The sequence below is a fragment of the Nocardia panacis genome (genome assembly GCF_003598715.1).
Taxonomy (GTDB): Bacteria; Actinomycetota; Actinomycetes; order Mycobacteriales; family Mycobacteriaceae; genus Nocardia; species Nocardia panacis.
The window spans coordinates 34,772-50,765 of the sequence record NZ_QZFU01000045.1 but is presented as its reverse complement, the minus strand read 5'-3'; the positions used below and the strand labels follow the sequence as shown (position 1 = coordinate 50,765).

Annotated in this window: 13 protein-coding genes; 8 read left to right on the top strand and 5 right to left on the bottom strand. The window is 69.3% G+C overall.

Annotated elements, in window-relative coordinates:
• The first annotated feature begins 121 nt into the window (after positions 1–121).
• Complete coding sequence (locus D5S18_RS30775) at positions 122–574, top strand: RDD family protein (protein WP_120044642.1); 453 nt, start codon at positions 122–124, stop codon at positions 572–574.
• Between the two features lie 102 nt (positions 575–676).
• Here the strand turns inward: D5S18_RS30775 and D5S18_RS30770 are convergent, their stop codons facing one another.
• Entirely contained in the window at positions 677–1,411 is a 735-nt protein-coding gene (locus D5S18_RS30770; RefSeq protein WP_120044641.1) for a DUF4191 domain-containing protein, read from the bottom strand.
• A 168-nt stretch (positions 1,412–1,579) separates the two neighbouring features.
• Here D5S18_RS30770 and D5S18_RS30765 point away from each other — a divergent pair, with 168 nt between their 5' ends.
• From D5S18_RS30765 to D5S18_RS30755, 3 genes are read left to right on the top strand one after another with little or no spacing between them, the layout of a single operon-like run.
• Complete coding sequence (locus tag D5S18_RS30765; protein WP_120044640.1) at positions 1,580–1,933, top strand: VOC family protein; 354 nt, start codon at positions 1,580–1,582, stop codon at positions 1,931–1,933.
• Between the two features lie 40 nt (positions 1,934–1,973).
• Entirely contained in the window at positions 1,974–2,852 is an 879-nt protein-coding gene (locus tag D5S18_RS30760; RefSeq protein WP_120044639.1) for a DUF2334 domain-containing protein, read from the top strand.
• Positions 2,852–3,961: a glycosyltransferase gene (locus D5S18_RS30755; protein WP_120044638.1), complete on the top strand. Its 1,110-nt coding sequence runs from the start codon at positions 2,852–2,854 to the stop codon at positions 3,959–3,961. The genes D5S18_RS30760 and D5S18_RS30755 overlap by 1 nt, the downstream gene beginning before the upstream one ends.
• A gap of 12 nt (positions 3,962–3,973) precedes the next feature.
• Here D5S18_RS30755 and D5S18_RS30750 read toward each other — a convergent pair whose 3' ends face one another.
• On the bottom strand, positions 3,974–4,900 hold the full coding sequence (locus tag D5S18_RS30750; RefSeq protein ID WP_120044637.1) for a DMT family transporter: 927 nt from the start codon (positions 4,898–4,900) through the stop codon (positions 3,974–3,976).
• Between the two features lie 111 nt (positions 4,901–5,011).
• Here D5S18_RS30750 and D5S18_RS30745 point away from each other — a divergent pair, with 111 nt between their 5' ends.
• The 3 genes from D5S18_RS30745 to D5S18_RS30735 are packed head-to-tail and all read left to right on the top strand — an operon-like array spanning position 5,012 to position 8,849.
• Complete coding sequence (locus tag D5S18_RS30745) at positions 5,012–6,673, top strand: CocE/NonD family hydrolase (RefSeq protein WP_120044636.1); 1,662 nt, start codon at positions 5,012–5,014, stop codon at positions 6,671–6,673.
• Complete coding sequence (locus D5S18_RS30740) at positions 6,670–8,034, top strand: M20/M25/M40 family metallo-hydrolase (protein ID WP_120044635.1); 1,365 nt, start codon at positions 6,670–6,672, stop codon at positions 8,032–8,034. Before D5S18_RS30745 ends, D5S18_RS30740 begins: the two co-directional genes overlap by 4 nt.
• Entirely contained in the window at positions 8,031–8,849 is an 819-nt protein-coding gene (locus D5S18_RS30735) for an alpha/beta hydrolase (protein WP_120044634.1), read from the top strand. Before D5S18_RS30740 ends, D5S18_RS30735 begins: the two co-directional genes overlap by 4 nt.
• 8 nt (positions 8,850–8,857) lie before the next feature.
• Here the strand turns inward: D5S18_RS30735 and D5S18_RS30730 are convergent, their stop codons facing one another.
• The 3 genes from D5S18_RS30730 to D5S18_RS30720 all read right to left on the bottom strand — a co-directional run bounded on the left by D5S18_RS30730 (position 8,858) and on the right by D5S18_RS30720 (position 14,930).
• Entirely contained in the window at positions 8,858–11,869 is a 3,012-nt protein-coding gene (locus tag D5S18_RS30730; RefSeq protein ID WP_120044633.1) for a bifunctional [glutamine synthetase] adenylyltransferase/[glutamine synthetase]-adenylyl-L-tyrosine phosphorylase, read from the bottom strand.
• 93 nt (positions 11,870–11,962) lie between these two features.
• Positions 11,963–13,303, bottom strand: a complete 1,341-nt coding sequence (locus D5S18_RS30725) for a glutamine synthetase family protein (protein WP_120044911.1) — start codon at positions 13,301–13,303, stop codon at positions 11,963–11,965.
• 118 nt (positions 13,304–13,421) lie between these two features.
• Entirely contained in the window at positions 13,422–14,930 is a 1,509-nt protein-coding gene (locus D5S18_RS30720; protein ID WP_120044632.1) for an alpha/beta hydrolase, read from the bottom strand.
• A 165-nt stretch (positions 14,931–15,095) separates the two neighbouring features.
• On the opposite strand from D5S18_RS30720, the gene panB reads away from it, so the two are divergent.
• On the top strand, positions 15,096–15,983 hold the full coding sequence (panB, locus tag D5S18_RS30715) for a 3-methyl-2-oxobutanoate hydroxymethyltransferase (RefSeq protein WP_203237003.1): 888 nt from the start codon (positions 15,096–15,098) through the stop codon (positions 15,981–15,983).
• Positions 15,984–15,994 lie beyond the last annotated feature (11 nt).

Sequence of the window (15,994 nt, the reverse complement as noted above, 5' to 3'; positions counted from 1 at the left end):
CCCCGGTCAGCATCGTAAATCCTGACAGGAGCTACCGCGCGGCAACGAATCCGAGTGCCGCATCCCACATCCAGCCAGGCGGCCGTCATCCGGGCTGAACGACGCGGCCTACAGTGAACGCATGGGACGCATGACCGGATCCTGGCTCTCCGGCCCCGCCGAATCCGAGGACGCGCCGCGCCAGGACTATCAGGGCGAACTGCTCGGCCTGCCCCGTGACGGCGCGGGCTCGCTGGTCGGACTGGGCCGCCGAATCGTGGCGCTGTTCGTGGATTGGATGATCGCGCTCGGCATCTCGGCGCTGATCGTGCGCGACGGGTCCACATCGACGGTGACGCTGCTGGTGTGGTTCGTGATCGGCGTCGCCGCGGTAACGCTGTTCGGCTACACACCGGGCCAGTACTTCCTGCGACTGCGGGTGATCCGGATCGATGCGCCGGTCGGCGTCGGATTCGTCCGCGCGCTGGCCCGTCAGGCGCTGCTGGTCTTCGTGGTGCCCGCGCTGTTCACCGACGGCGACGGACGCGGCATGCACGACCGGGCGACCGGCACGGCCTTGGTCAGAGCCCGCTAGCAGATAATCGTGCCTAGCAGATAATCGTACGGAGCCTCCCGCGCGCCCAAACGAACAGGCCCGCATCCGAAAGTTCCGGATGCGGGCCTGTTTCACGTCGGATCAGCGGCGGCGGATGGTGCGCTGCACACCTCGCATCTTCGCACCCGCGGGCATCGGCCCCTTCGGCAGCGCGGGGCCGCTGCGCGAGTTCAGCGCCGCGAGCCTGCCCTCGATCAGGTCGATGCGCTTGGCATCGATATTGCGGGGCAGTTTGGTGAGGTGGCGCTGGAGGTTCTTCAGCGCGATCTGGCCGTCCTCGTTGCCGATGACGATGTCGTAGATGGGGGTGTCGCCGACCAGGCGGGCGGTGCGCTTCTTCTCCTGGGCGAGCAGGGGCTTGAGCCGTTGCGGCGCGCCCTCGCCGATCAGGATGACACCGGGCAGCCCGACGACGCGGTGCACCGCGTCCAGTTGGGTCGTGGCGGCGATACCGTTGGTGACCCGCCATTTGCCCTGCAGGTTGTCCAGCACCCAGGCCGCCGCGCCCGCTTGGCCCTCGGCCTTGGCGTAGACGTTCTTCTGCACGCGGCGCCCGAAGATGATGAAGGCGAGCAGCACACCGAGCAGGATGCCGAGCGGTGTCAGGAACCACGACAGCCCGAATACCAGGCCGAGCACCACGAATACGGCGGTGCTGAGCACCAGCGCGCCGATCATCAGTGGCAGCAGCAGCTTGTCTTCCTTGCGCTGCATCTGGAACGCCTGCCACAGTTGCTGACGGCGTTCCTTCGACTGCTGCTTGCGGGCCGCCTTCGCCGCGGCCTTCGCTTCTTTGGTGGGCTTACCTGCTGCCATGCCGTCCAGCTTAGTGAGCGGTCGCCCACCGAGGAGCAGGGGCGTCCATTACCGCCTTCGGCGGCGCCCGAACGGAACCGGCCATCCGGTACGCGAGTCCATCGGCCGAGTGCGATGCTGGTCGCGAGGTAGTTCTGACCGCTCTGCGCCGGCAACGAAGGAGTCGATATGAACACCGGACTGCGCACCATCCTGTTTCCCGTCACCGACCTGGCCGAGTCGAAGGGCGTCTTCACGGCGCTGGCCGGGCACGAACCCATCGCGGACACTCCGTATTACGTCGGCTTCGAGATCGCGGGCCAGCACCTCGGGCTGGTGCCCGACGGCGCGCGAGAGCAGGGCATGAAGGGGCCGGTCGGCTACTGGCATGTCGAAGGGATCGCCGAGCGCATCGATGAGCTGGTCGCCGCGGGTGCGACCGTGCAGAACCAGCCGCGCGAGGTAGGCGGCGGCAGGCTGGTGGCCACCCTGCTCGACGCCGACGGCAACCAGATCGGTCTGCTCGAAGACACCGCCGGATAATCCGGGTCGGCCGCGCCGCCGGTGCCATTACGCTGAAATCATGTCCGGCGCTCTCGCCCAGGTCCGCCGCGCGCGGCTCCTGGCCGCCGGTGGCGGATCCGCGCACGGGCCGATGATCTTCAAAAGACACCACCTCGGTGTTCAAGTTGCGGCCACCGAACGGTGTTACCTTCCGGGCGTGTGTGCGCGGTTGGTGGTGAGCATCCATGACGTCGCACCGGCGAGTGCGAGACAGACGGCGCGGTGGTGCGCCGATGCCGATGCCCTCGGAATTCCGGTGTCGCTGCTGGTGATACCGGGTCCGTGGCGCGGCGAACGCCTGGCCGACCACCCGGACTACGCGGCGTTGCTGCGCGAGCGGCGGGCCGGGGGCGACGAGATCATGGTGCACGGTTGGAACCATCGCGCCGGACCGGAGGGTTCGGCGCTGCGGCGCGGTGTCGGGCGGGTGGTGGCCAGGGGCGCGGCCGAATTCGCCGCCCTCGATCGCACGGCCGCCGCCGCGAAGTTGCGCGACGCGCTGCAGGTGATGGCCGAATGCGGGCTCGGCACAACGGGTTTCACCCCGCCCGGCTGGCTGGCCTCACCCGAGGCCGAACGCGCGCTCGTCGCGGCCGGATTCACCCACACCACCACGCATTTCGGGGTGAAGGATCTGCGCACCGGACACCTGCACCGGGGTTTCGCCCTCTCGCATCGGCCGGGTGGCGGCTGGTCCGAACGGGTCGGCGCGGAAGTCTTCGAGCGGGCGGCCCGCCGCACCGCCGCGCGCGGCGGACTGGTGCGGCTCGCACTGCATCCGGATGATCTGTCCCGCCCCGGCCTACGGGAGACCACACTGCGCGCCGCCGCGGCCGCGCTCGCGGCGGGCGCGCGAGCGAGCACGTACGCCGACCTGATCGGATCGGTGATCGACTAGTGCGCATCGTGCAACTGGCCAACTTCTACACCCCCGCCTCGGGTGGTCTGCGGACCTGCGTGGACGAGATCGGTCGCGGCTACACCGCCGCCGGACACGAGCGGGTGCTGGTGGTGCCCGGCCCCGCCGACACCGACGAGCGCACCGCGGCCGGACGGCGAATCACCCTGCGCAGCCCCAAATTCGGGGCGGGCGGCTACCACGTGCTGACCGCCAGGCACACCCGTCCCGTCCTCGACCGACTGGTTCCCGATGTGCTCGAATGCAGCGATAAGCTCAGCGTCCGCTGGTTGGCGCCGTGGGCCAAGCGCACGGGGGTGCCGCTGGTGCTGTTCTCCCACGAGCGCATCGATGCCATTCTGCGGTCGCGGGTGCCGCGCGGTTTCCCGCTGTCCGCCGCCGCCGACCTCGCCAACCGCCGCCTGTGCGTGCGGGCCGAACAGGTCGTGGTCACCTCCGATTTCGCGACCGCCGAGTTCGATCGCATCGGCGCCACCAATGTGCGCCGCATCCCGCTCGGCGTGGACCTCAGCACCTTCCGCCCCACCGAAAGCGATACCGCCGCAGCCGATGTCGTGCGGCTGGTGCTGGTCAGCAGACTCTCGCGGGAGAAGCGCGCCGAACGCGCCATCGAGGCGGTGCGCGAATTGAGCGCCGCCGGACTGCGCTGCGAACTCACCGTCATCGGCGACGGCCCGCTGCGGCCCCGCCTCGAACGCCTCGCCGCCGGTCTCCCGGTCGACTTCCGCGGTCACCTCACCGACCGCACCGCGATGGCCGCCATGATCGCCGACGCCGATATCGCCGTATTCCCCTCCCCCGCCGAAACTTTCGGCCTCGCCGTCCTGGAGGCCCTGGCCTGCGGCACCCCCGTCGTCGTGCCCCGCGCGGGCGCCGCGGGCGAACTCGTCGACGCCCCCGGCTCCGGCGTCGTCTCCGACGGCTCCCCCCGCGGCCTCGCCGCAGGCGTACGCGAACTGCTCGAAGTGCCCGCCCCCCAACGCCGCCACGCCGCCCGCACCGCCGCCGAACGCTTCCCCTGGTCCGCTACGGTAGCAGGCATGCTCTCCCTCTACGCCGACTACGAAATCACTTCCCGCACAGCCTGATCGATAGACGGTCTACGAAACTTCGACGGGGGCGCGGGGATTCGGTTCCGGATGTTCGTGTTCGTCGTGGAGGGTGGGCGAATTCGCCAGGAGGAGTACGCCGGTGAGGACGGGGACGGCCGCGCAGATCAACCAGCGGGGGTTGGGGTGGATGGTGGAGGTGAACAGGGTGAGGCCCGCGATGTAGCTCAGGACCGGGTCGGTGATGGTCATGGCGGTGAGGGCGGTGGGGAGGGAGCCGCGCGCGTAGGCCTCCTGGGTGAGCAGACCGCCGACGGTGGTGCTGATCGGGATGGCGGGCAGTGCCCAGCTCAGACCCGGTAGAGCATTGCCTGCGACGACGACGAGCACGGCCGTGGTGGCGAAGCAGCAGCCCGCCGCGACGGCGAACAGTGCCGAACGCACCTGTGTCGAGCGGACCAGTCGGCCGAGCAGCACCAAAGCGCCGACGGCGGCGATGACCCCGATCGCGGCGCGCGGCAACAACTCCGAGCGCACCCCGGAATGATCCGGCACTCCCTGCCCGACCAGCAGGATCAGTCCGGCGCACACCAGGATGGTGCCCGCCCAGTCCCGCCGCAGCAGCGAGCGTCGGCGCCGGGCGGCGGCCAGCGGCAGCGCGAACAGCAGTTGCACCACCAGCAGCGCCTGTACCACGGAGATGGCGCCGAGGCGCAGCGCCAGCGCGTGCAGTCCGAAACCGCCGACCAGCGCACCCTGTCCGGTCAGCCAGCGGCGGTCGGTGACGAGGGTGCGCAGGATGCCGAGGACGGTGAGCCAGCGACCGTGTCCGGCGATACTGGCGGCCTGGCGCGCTGCGCCCTGTTGCAGCGCGGCCGAGACCGCGAAAAGGAATGCGGCGATCAGTGCGAGCGCGATGGGAAGCGCCGCACGCAGGTCCGAGGGTTCGAGGCCGGGCGCCTCGATGGCATGCGGCATAGCGCCCATGCTCATCGGGGCGGGTGAACATCGGGTGGCCGAGGACCGGCGACTCGGCAACGGCTCGCACCCCGATTCTGGGGGCGCGCCCCGGCGGGGGGCAGACTCGCGATGGTGATCGAACGTTCTGTCCTGTTTCGCCTGCTGGTTGGGCTGCTGTTCATGGTGGGGGCCATTCCGGCGACAGCCGCCGCCGATCCGGTGCAGGCGCCCTATCAGTGGCGCGAAGTATTCTTCGACGCACCCGACGGCACCCGACTGCACGCGGATGTGCTGCGCCCCCGTGGCATTTCCGAGGACACCAAGACTCCGGTCATCATGACGGTGAGCCCCTACCGCTCCCACATGATGTATTTGATCCACACGCGCCCGCAGCGCAGTCCCTCGGTCGACAATCTGAATGTCGAGATGTTCCTCAATGCCGGATACACCTACGTGGTCGCCGATCTGCGCGGCTTCGGCGGTTCGGCGGGTTGCCCGGATTTCGGCGGACCGGGTGAGCGGATGGATGTTCAGGCGGCGGTCGAGTGGGCGGCGGATCAGCCGTGGTCGACCGGAAAGGTGGGGCTCGCGGGCACCTCCTACGAGGGGTGGACGGGGATGATGGGTTTGGCGCAGCGGCCGCGCGGTTTGGCCGCGGTGCTGGCGGCGGGCGCGGTGGTCGACCCGAACGCCTATCTCTATCAGCAGGGCATCGCGTGGCGGTTCTCCGCGCGGCCGTTGACCGACAACGGACTTCGCCCCGGCGAAATGGCCGGATTCGAACATCTGCTCATCGCCTCGACTCCGCCGCGCCCCGATGACTCCCCCGAATATCAGGCCGACGCGATCGGCCGCCCTCGCGACTGCTACGCCCGCTATGTGCAGAATGTGGCCGATCACAATCCCGACTCCGAGTTCTGGCGTGCGCGCAGACTGCCGGATGTGCTGCGCGGCAACACCATTCCCACGTTCCTCGTGCAGGGATTCGTGGACGCGAACACCAGGCCGGACCGCCAGTTCGAGGTGTGGGACGCGCTCGGTCCCGGCGATCATCGCGCCTGGTTCGGCCCGTGGGGTCATCGCGACTGCCACGACAATTGCGGCACACCGCAATACGACCAGGAGGTGTTGGCCTTCTTCGACAGGCATGTGGCGGGCAAGGAGGTGACCGTACCGGGACCGCGCGTCACCGTCGGCGCGTTCGACGGCACCTGGCGTTCCGAAACGGCATGGCCCCCGGCCGATTCTCGTCGCGTCCCGATCGCGCTGCGCACCGGGACCTACACCGATCGCGGTCCGATTCCCGGTCCGGAGCGCGATATCTGGTCCATCTCCGAACCTTTGGCGCAGCCCCAGCACCTGTCGGGGCTGCCGTCAGTGACGGCGACGGCGACGGGTCCGGCCGAGGCCAGTCTCGCCGCGGAGATCTACGATATCGATCCCGGTGGCCGCGCCACCGTGATCACCAGGGGTATCGCCCCGATCGGCGCGGGCGAACCGCGCATCCGCATGCTCGCCACGGACTGGCCGATTCCGGCGGGGCACCGGATCGGTGTGCGACTCGCCGATATCGTCGACGATGTGTGGGCGCGGATGCCGACCGGCCTGCGGATCACTGTCACGGCCGCGACCGCCGAACTTCCCCTGCTCGCCGCGACCCGCGTCCCCGATCTGCCCGGCGGTGTCGGCGAGGGACTGGTGAAGTGGCGCGATGAGAAGACGATCGCACTGGACCCGGCGCTGGTGAACAATGCAACGATGCCGATGACACTCCCCGAACGCGACCGATGAACCCCGTCGACGCCGCGGCCGCCGAGCGGCTGGCCGCCGCCCTGCGCTGTGCCACCGTCTCTACCGACGAACCCGCCGACGGCGATGCTGCCGCCTTCGACGCGCTCGCCGCCCACTTGGTGCGCTCGTTCCCGCGGGTGCACGCCGAACTGGAGTTGCGCACCTTCGGGCACAGCAGGCTCTACCGCTGGCCGGGCGTGGAACCGGGTGTCTCGGCGATCCTGCTCGCCCATCAGGATGTGGTCCCGGTGGACGATATCGACAGCTGGACCCACCCGCCGTTCGCGGGTGTGGTGGACGACGAATTCGTCTGGGGCCGAGGCGCGATCGACGACAAGAGCAGGCTGATCGCCATCCTGGAGGCGGTGGAGGACGCGCTCGCGGCCGGGATTCGCCCGCGCCGCACCGTGTATCTGGCCTTCGGCCACGACGAGGAGGCCTTCGGCGGGGCGGGCGCGGGCGCGATGTCGGAGTATCTGCGCGCCGAGGGGATACGCGCGGACCTGCTGCTGGACGAGGGCGGGGTGATCACCGAGGGCATCGCGGACGGCATCGGGGTGCCGGTGGCGGTGATCATGGTGGCCGAGAAGGGTTATGCCACGGTGCGACTGTCGGTGTCGGCGTTGGGCGGGCATTCGTCGATGCCCGGCGCGCAGACCGCGGTCGGCAGGTTGGCTCGCGCGGTGGCCAGGATCCAGGATCATCCGCTGCCGCTGCGGATGACGCCGTTGGCCTCCGACATGCTGATCCGCCTGCGCGCGCACATGTCGCCCCTGCGTCGGCGCCTGCTTCGTTTCGCCGACTACGCCGATCCGGTGGTCACCAGGATCCTGGCGGCGCGCCCGCAGACCGAGTCGCTGGTGCGCACCACCACCGCGCCGACGGTGATCCGCGGCGGGGTGAAGGCGAATGTGCTGCCGCAGCAGGCCGAGGCGCTGGTGAATTTCCGTATCCTGCCGGGTGATTCGGTGGCCGACGTGGTGGCGCACTGCCGCAGGGTGGTGCGCGATCCCGGTATCGCGGTGCAGACCGTCGGCGTGTGTTCGGAACCGTCGCGGCGCACCGGCCCCGGCCCGGCCTTCGAGGTGATCGCGCGGCTGGCCACCGAGATCGTCCCCGGTATCGCGGTCACCACCGGTATCGTGCCCGGCGCGACCGACGCCCGCTACTACGACGATCTGGCGGGCACCCGCTGCAATTTCGCGCCCATCGTGCTCGGCGCGGCGGAACTGGCCACCATTCACGGCACCGATGAACGCATCTCGCGGGTCAACTACGCTCGCCTCATCGCCTTCAATCGGCGTTTGCTCGAGCACCTCGCCCACGACGCGGTGCCCGCACCCGCGACAGGAGCGCCATGACCGAGACCACCGGCACCCTCGACAGCGGTCGGATCTTCTGGCGGTCCCGACTTCCCGATCAGCCTGCGGGCGTCCTCGTTCTGGTGCACGGTGTCGCCGAACATTCGGGCCGCTACGACCATGTCGGAAAGGCGTTCGCCGCGGCCGGATTCGCGGTCTACGCCCTGGATCACGCGGGGCACGGGCGGTCGGCGGGTCATCGAGCCAATATCGGTTCGATCGACTCGGCCGCCGACAATGTGGCCGCGCTGCTGGATCTCGCGCGCGGGGCGCATCCGGGCCTGCCCGCGTTCCTGGTCGGGCATTCGATGGGCAGTTTGATCGTGCTCTATCTGGCGACTCGCGCGCCCTTGGATGTCGCGGGCATCGTGGTGTCGGCCCCGCCGCTGGTGATCCCGGTGGGCAATCCGATCCAGCGCGCGCTGGCCCCGCTGCTGAGCCGCTTCACCCCGAATCTCGGTGTGCTGAAACTGGATTCGTCCATGATCAGCCGCGATCCCGCCGTGGTCGCCGCCTACGACGCCGACCCGCTGGTATATCGGGGCATGCTGCCCGCCCGCACGGGTGCGGAGATCCTCGCGGCCACCGGCGCCGTCAAACAGCGCTTGGCGAAGCTGACCGTCCCGGTGCTGGTCCTGCACGGCGCCGCCGACGCCCTGGCCGATCCCACCAGCGCGGATCTCATCGAACGCGGTTCCGGCGCAACAGATCTCACCGTCATCAGGTATGACGGCCTCTATCACGAGGTGTTCAACGAACCCGAGCGCGACCGAGTGCTCGCCGACGCGATCACCTGGCTCACCGCGCATCTCTAGGCTCGTTCCTATCCGCCGAAGACGCGCTCCACCACCGCTTTCGCCCGCCTGGTGATCCGCATGTAATTGTCGAGGAATTCGCTGCCGTCGTCATTGCGCCAGCCCGCGACCCGCGCCACGGCCGACAGCAGCCGCCCCGGACCGGGTAGCTGATCGGTGGGTTTGCCGCGCACGAGCACCAGCGCGTTGCGGGCTTTGGTAGCGGTGAGCCAGGATTCGCGCAGCAGCGCCACATCGTCGGGATCGAGGAGTTTGTTCTCCTCGATGACATCGAGGGATTCCAGCGTCGAGGTGTTGTGCAGGCCGGGCACCTCGTGCGCGTGCCGCAGTTGCATCAGTTGCACGGTCCACTCGATATCGGCCAGACCGCCGCGACCCAGTTTGGTGTGGGTGGCCGGATTCGCGCCGCGCGGCAGGCGTTCGGAGTCGACGCGGGCCTTGATGCGCCGGATCTCGCGCACCGCGTCGGTCGAGACGCCGCCCTGTGGGTAGCGCACCTTGTCGATCAGGTGCAGGAATTTGACGCCCAAGCGCTGATCGCCGGCGACCTGGTGGGCGCGCAGCAGCGCCTGCACCTCCCACGGCTGCGCCCACTGCTCGTAGTAGGCGGCGTAGGCGGCGAGTGTGCGCACCAGCGCGCCATTGCGACCTTCGGGGCGCAGCCCGGCGTCCACGTGCAGCGGCGGATCGGTGCTGGGCGCGCCGAGCATCCGCTGCACCTTCTCCGCGACGCCGATCGCCCATTTGACGGCCTTGGTCTCGTCCTCACCGGGCCGCGGATCGCAGACGAACAGCACATCGGCGTCGGAACCGTAGCCCAGTTCCATCCCGCCGAGGCGACCCATGCCGATCACCGCGAAATCGGCGGGGGCGGGCGCGCCCGACTCGGCCTCCGAGGCGCGGATCACCGCCTGCAGCGCGGCTTCGAGCACCGCGACCCACACCGAGGACAGCGCCCGGCACACCTGCGCCACCTCGAGCATGCCGAGCAGATCCGCCGAGGCCACCCGCGCCAACTCGTGCCTGCGCAGCGAGCGGGCCGCGGCGACCGCGCGCTGCGGATCCTCGTAGCGGGCGGCGGCGGTGAGGATGCCGCCGGCGACATCCTCCTGGCGCGGGCTGAGCAACAGCGGCCCGCCGGGACCGTCGGCGTACATGCGGATGGTGTCGGGGGCGTTGATCAGCAGGTCCGGCAGATACTCCGAGGAGCCGAGGACGATCATCAGCCGCTGCGCGATGGCGCCTTCGTCGCGCAGTTCGCGCAGGAACCAGATCTGATCGGACAATCCCTCCGACACCCGCCGGTAGGCGAGCAGGCCTGCGTCGGGATTCGGTGTCTCGCCGAGCCATTCGAGCAGGGTGGGCAGCAAGAGGGCCTGGATGCGCCCCTTGCGCGACACGCCGCCGGTGAGTGCCTTGAGGTGGCCGAGGGCGTTCTCGGGGGCCGCATAGCCCAGCGCCGCCAACTGGCGCACGGCCGCGTCCGGACTCAGTCGCAGCGCGTCTGAATCCAGTCGGGCCACCGCCTCGAGCAGCGGACGGTAGAACAGCTTGGCGTGCAGTCGCCGGACCCGCAGCGCGTTGCGGCGGATCTCCGCGCCGAGCACGCCCACGGCGTCCTGGCGGCCGTCGGGGCGAATGTGCGCGGCGCGGGCCAGCCAGCGCATCCCCTCCTCGTCGTCGGCGGCGGGCAGGGTGTGGGTGCGCTTGAGCCGCTGCAGTTGCAGGCGGTGTTCGAGCAGGCGCAGGAATTCGTAGGAGGCGGTGAGGTTCGCGGCGTCGTCGCGGCCGACGTAGCCGCCCGCCGCGAGCGCGGTCAGCGCCTCTACGGTGCCCTGCACGTGCAGCGATTCGTCGACCCGGCCGTGCACCAATTGCAGGAGCTGCACGGCGAATTCGACATCGCGCAGGCTGCCGTGGCCCAGTTTGAGTTCACGTTCGCGCAGGTCGGCGGGCACCAGATCCTCCACGCGCCGCCGCATCGCCTGCACATCGGCGACGAAGTCGGGGCGTTCGGAGGCGGACCACACCATGGGCATCAGGGTGTCGCGGTACTGCGCGCCCAGTTTCAGATCGCCGGTCATGGGGCGGTTCTTCAGCAGGGCCTGGAATTCCCAGGTGCGCGCCCACCGCTTGTAGTAGGCGATATGCGAATCGAGGGTGCGCACCAGTGCGCCCTGTTTGCCCTCGGGCCGCAGCGCCGCGTCCACCTCGAAGAACGCGCCGGTGCCCACGGTCATCAGTTCGGCGGCGAGGCGGGTGGCGATGCTGTCGGCGGGTTCGGCGACGAAGACCACGTCCACATCGCTGACGTAGTTGAGTTCGCACGCGCCGCTTTTGCCCATGGCGATGACGGCAAGGCGCACCGGGCACGGCCCGTCCTTGCAGACCCGCGCCACCGCGACCGCGAGCGCGGCGGTGAGCGCGGTATCGGCCAGGTCGGTGAGATGGCGACCGACCACCTGGTACGGCAGTACCGGTTCATTCTCGACCGTGGCGGCCAGGTCCAGCGCGGCCAGCACCATGAGCTGATCGCGATACCGCTCGCGCAGCAGGGCCACCGCCTCCGGACCGGCCACCCCCGCCCGGAACAGCATCGGTCCGGCATGCGGACCCGTCTCCGGCGCCGCGTCCACCGCGTCCAGCAGATCCGCCAGCACCGCCTCGCGGGTGGGCAAACCCTTGACCCGCAGCAACTCCCACTTCTCGGGATGGGCCACGAGATGATCGGCGAACGCGCTCGACGAACCGAGCAGCGCGAACAGCCTGCCCCGCAACGCGGTATCGGTGCGCACTACCGAATCCAGTGCCGCCCAACCGCTTCCCAACCGCTCACGCAGCCGGATCAGGGTGCTCAGCGCCAGGTCGGCATCGGGTGCGCGCGACAGCGACCACAGCACCGGCACGCTTTCGGCGTTGTCCCAGCCCAATTCGCGCAGGGCGTCGGCCGCCGTCGGCTCGAGCAATCCGAGCCGACCGACGCCGGGAACAACGGGGCGGGCAGACGATGGCCGGACCATGGATCAAAACTACCTGGCCGCGCACCGCGACATGCCTGAGCTACCCGGAACTGTGACCCTCCTGGCACCCGGACTCCGACGGCAGGCCGAAACCTACAGTCCCAGGTACTCCTTCAGCTCGTAGGGCGTCACCTGGCTGCGGTAGTCGGCCCATTCGCGGCGCTTGTTGCGCAGGAAGAAATCGAAGACGTGCTCGCCCAGCGTCTCGGCCACCAACTCCGAGCGCTCCATGGCCTGCAATGCCTCGTCCAGCGTGCCGGGCAGCTCGCGGAAACCCATGGCCCTGCGCTCGGCCGAGGTGAGCGACCAGACGTCGTCCTCGGCCTCCGGCGGCAGCGTGTAGCCCTTCTCGATGCCGCGCAGACCGGCCGCGAGCAGCACCGCGAAGGCCAGGTACGGATTGCACGCGGAATCGGGGCTGCGGATCTCGACGCGCCGCGAGGACGACTTGTTCGGGGTGTACATGGGCACCCGGACCAGCGCCGAACGATTCGACCGACCCCAGGACGCGGCCGTCGGGGCCTCGCCGCCGTGGATCAGGCGCTTATAGGAATTGACCCACTGATTGGTGATCGCGCTGATCTCCGGCGCGTGCTCGAGCACGCCCGCGATGAACGAGCGCGCCGTCTCCGACAGGTTGATCGGATCGTCGGGATCGTGGAAGGCATTGGCCTCGCCCTCGAACAGGCTCATATGCGTGTGCATGGCCGAACCCGGATATTCGGCGAAGGGCTTGGGCATGAAGGTGGCGCGCACGCCCTCGTCGATGGCCACCTCCTTGATGAGGTAGCGGAAGGTCATCACGTTGTCGGCCATGGACAGGGCGTCGGCGTAGCGCAGGTCGATCTCCTGCTGACCGGGCGCGCCCTCGTGATGGCTGAACTCCACCGAGATACCCATGGATTCGAGCGCGTCGATGGCGTGGCGGCGGAAATTCGGGGCGGCGTCGTGCACCGCCTGATCGAAGAAGCCGCCGCTATCGGCCGGGGTCGGGCGCGAACCGTCCAGGGGGCCGTTCTCCAGCAGGAAGAACTCGATCTCCGGGTGGACATAGCAGCTGAACCCGACATCGCCCGCCTTGTTCAACTGGCGGCGCAGCACGTGGCGCGGGTCGGCCCAGGACGGCGAACCGTCGGGCATGGCGATATCGCAGAACATGCGCGCGGAGTGCTGGTGACCCTTGCTGGTGGCCCAGGGCAGCACCTGGAAGGTGGACGGATCGGGGCGGGCGACCATATCGGCCTCCGACACTCTGGCGAAACCCTCGATCGCGGATCCGTCGAAACCGATGCCCTCCTCGAACGCGCCCTCCAGTTCGGCCGGGGCGATCGCGACCGACTTGAGATAGCCGAGCACATCGGTGAACCAGAGCCGCACGAAGCGAATATCCCGCTCTTCGAGCGTCCGCAGCACGAATTCCTTCTGGCGATCCATGTCCGCGAGCGTAAGCACCCGGCGTTAAATCCGTGTTACATACGACGTCCGAATCACGCTCGCGCGTTTCGTTCCCGCTATCTCGAGCCGACCACCTTGTTCCGGCCGCACAGCACGCTCAGCAGTTCGCGTCGGCGGGCGGGCTCTTGCCATCCACCAGATAGTCGAAGACGACCCGATCCACGCACGACTCGCCCGCCACCAGCGCCACAGTATGCCTGCTGCCCTTGAAGGTGAGCAGCCCGGCACCCAACTGGTCGGCCAGATCCACGCCCGCCTGATAGGGCGTCGCCGGATCCTCGGTGGTCGACACCACCAGTAGCTTCGGCAGATCCGGAATCGAAACCCGATGCGGCGCCGAAGTATTGGGCACCGGCCAGGTGGCGCACAGCTCCAGCGCGGCCGCGCCGGTGCCACGCCCGTCGTCGGCAAAGGGCGCGACCCGACGGGCGTCGGCGTCCTGCTCGGCGACCACCGCGCGATCGGTGACGCGCGGATCGTCGACGCAGCGAATGGCATTGAACGAATCGATGCGGTTGCTGTAGGTGCCGTCGTCGCGGCGGGCCTGATACATATCGGCGAAACGCAGCAGGGTGTCGCCGCGACCGTCGCGCAATTCGGCAAGGCCCAGCGTCAATCCGGGCCACAGTTCGTCGGCGTAGAGGGCCTGCCGCACGCCGGTGATGGCGTCGTCGTAGCCGAGGCCGCGCGGGTCGGAGGTGGGAATTCGCTTGTCCCACAGCGGATTCACCAGCGCGCGGAAACGCGCGTTGGCGGCGGCGGGATCGGTGCCGAGCGGACAGTCGCCGCGCTGCGCGCAGTCGGCGGCGTAGGCATCGAACGCGGTCTGGAAGCCCGCCGCCTGCCGCAGCGATTCGGCCACCGGATCCTGGGTGGGATCGATCGCGCCGTCGAGCACCATGGCCCGCACCCGAGTGGGGAACTTCTCCGCGTAGGCGGTGCCGAGCCGGGTGCCGTACGAATAGCCCAGGTAGGTGAGTCGCGGATCGCCGAGCACCGCCCGGATGACATCCATGTCCTGCACCACCTCCCTGGTGCCGACATGCGCCAGGAAGTCCTTCCCGCTGCGCGTCAGACACCGGTCGGCGTAGCGGCGGTTGTCCGCCTCGGCCGCGGCGATGCCCGCGGGCGAATTGTCCTTCGGGAGTTCGGCGCGGTCGGCATCGTTCTCCTGCGCGGTCTGGCAGACGATGGCGGGCGTCGAGGATCCGACACCGCGCGGATCGAAGCCGACCCGATCGAAATGCTCCGACACCGGGGTGCGTCCCGCCAGCGCGGCCATGGCCAGTCCGGACTCCCCTGGCCCGCCCGGATTGATCAGCAGCGACCCGATCCGATTTCCGGTGGCCTTGATCCGCGAGAGCGCGAGCTGCGCGGTCGGGCCGTCCGGCGCGGCGTAGTCGATGGGCACCGCGACCCTGGCGCACTGGGCGGTGGGCGGCAACCGTTCGCCGAAGCCGTCGCAGCTCCCCCAATGCACCTGCTGCCCGTAGAACTTCGCCAACCCGGCGGGCGGCTGCGGCATGGACGGCGTCCCCGTGCCGGAACATCCGGCCACCAGAACCGCCGCACCGACCAGGAACATCCACCGCCGCACCGCTGACATGCCCCCGATACTGGCACGTCCCGCACCGGCCACCCGCGCCCACCTGTGACAAATCGCACCGAGGAGGCCCCTGATCCGCCGGTCATCCGTGCGGCAGACTGATTTCGTCAGACAAACCCGGGGACCCGCGACGTGGCCCCGAGGCATACGACGAAAGGGACGATGATGTCCGTACCGAACGCGCAAACACAGCACCCGAGTACCGAAACACAGCTCTACGGCGCCCCCGCGGCGTCCGGGTCGACCGGCAAGGCGGCCCGACGCAAGACCAGGGTGCACCACCTGCAGGAAATGAAATCCGCAGGCGAGAAATGGGCCATGCTCACCGCCTACGACTATTCGACGGCGCGGCTGTTCGAGGAGGCGGGCATCCCGGTGCTGCTCGTCGGCGATTCCGCCGCCAATGTGGTCTACGGCTACGACACCACGGTGCCCATCACCGCCGATGAGCTCATCCCGCTGGTGCGCGGGGTGGTGCGCGGCGCACCACACGCGCTCGTCGTGACCGACCTGCCCTTCGGCTCCTACGAATCCGGACCGCAGCAGGCACTGGCCACCGCAACCCGCTTCATGAAGGAAGGTCAGGCGCACGCCGTCAAGTTGGAAGGCGGTGAGCGGGTAGCCGAGCAGATCGCGCTCATCACCTCGGCGGGCATTCCGGTCATGGCGCATATCGGATTCACCCCGCAGAGCGTCAACACGCTGGGCGGATTCCGAGTGCAGGGTCGCGGCGACGCCGCCGAACAGCTCATCGCCGACGCCATCGCGGTCCAAGAGGCCGGAGCGTTCTCGGTCGTGATGGAGATGGTGCCCGCGGAACTGGCCGGACAGGTCACCCGCAAGCTGACCATCCCCACCGTCGGCATCGGCGCGGGCCACGACTGCGACGCGCAGGTGCTGGTCTGGCAGGACATGGCGGGCTACACCAGCGGCAAGACGGCGCGGTTCGTCAAGCGCTTCGGCGCGGTCGGCGACGAATTGCGTACGGCCGCCGCCGCTTACGCCGCCGAGGTGCGGCAAGGGGTGTTCCCCGCGCCCGAGCACAGCTTCTGATTCGGGCCTTC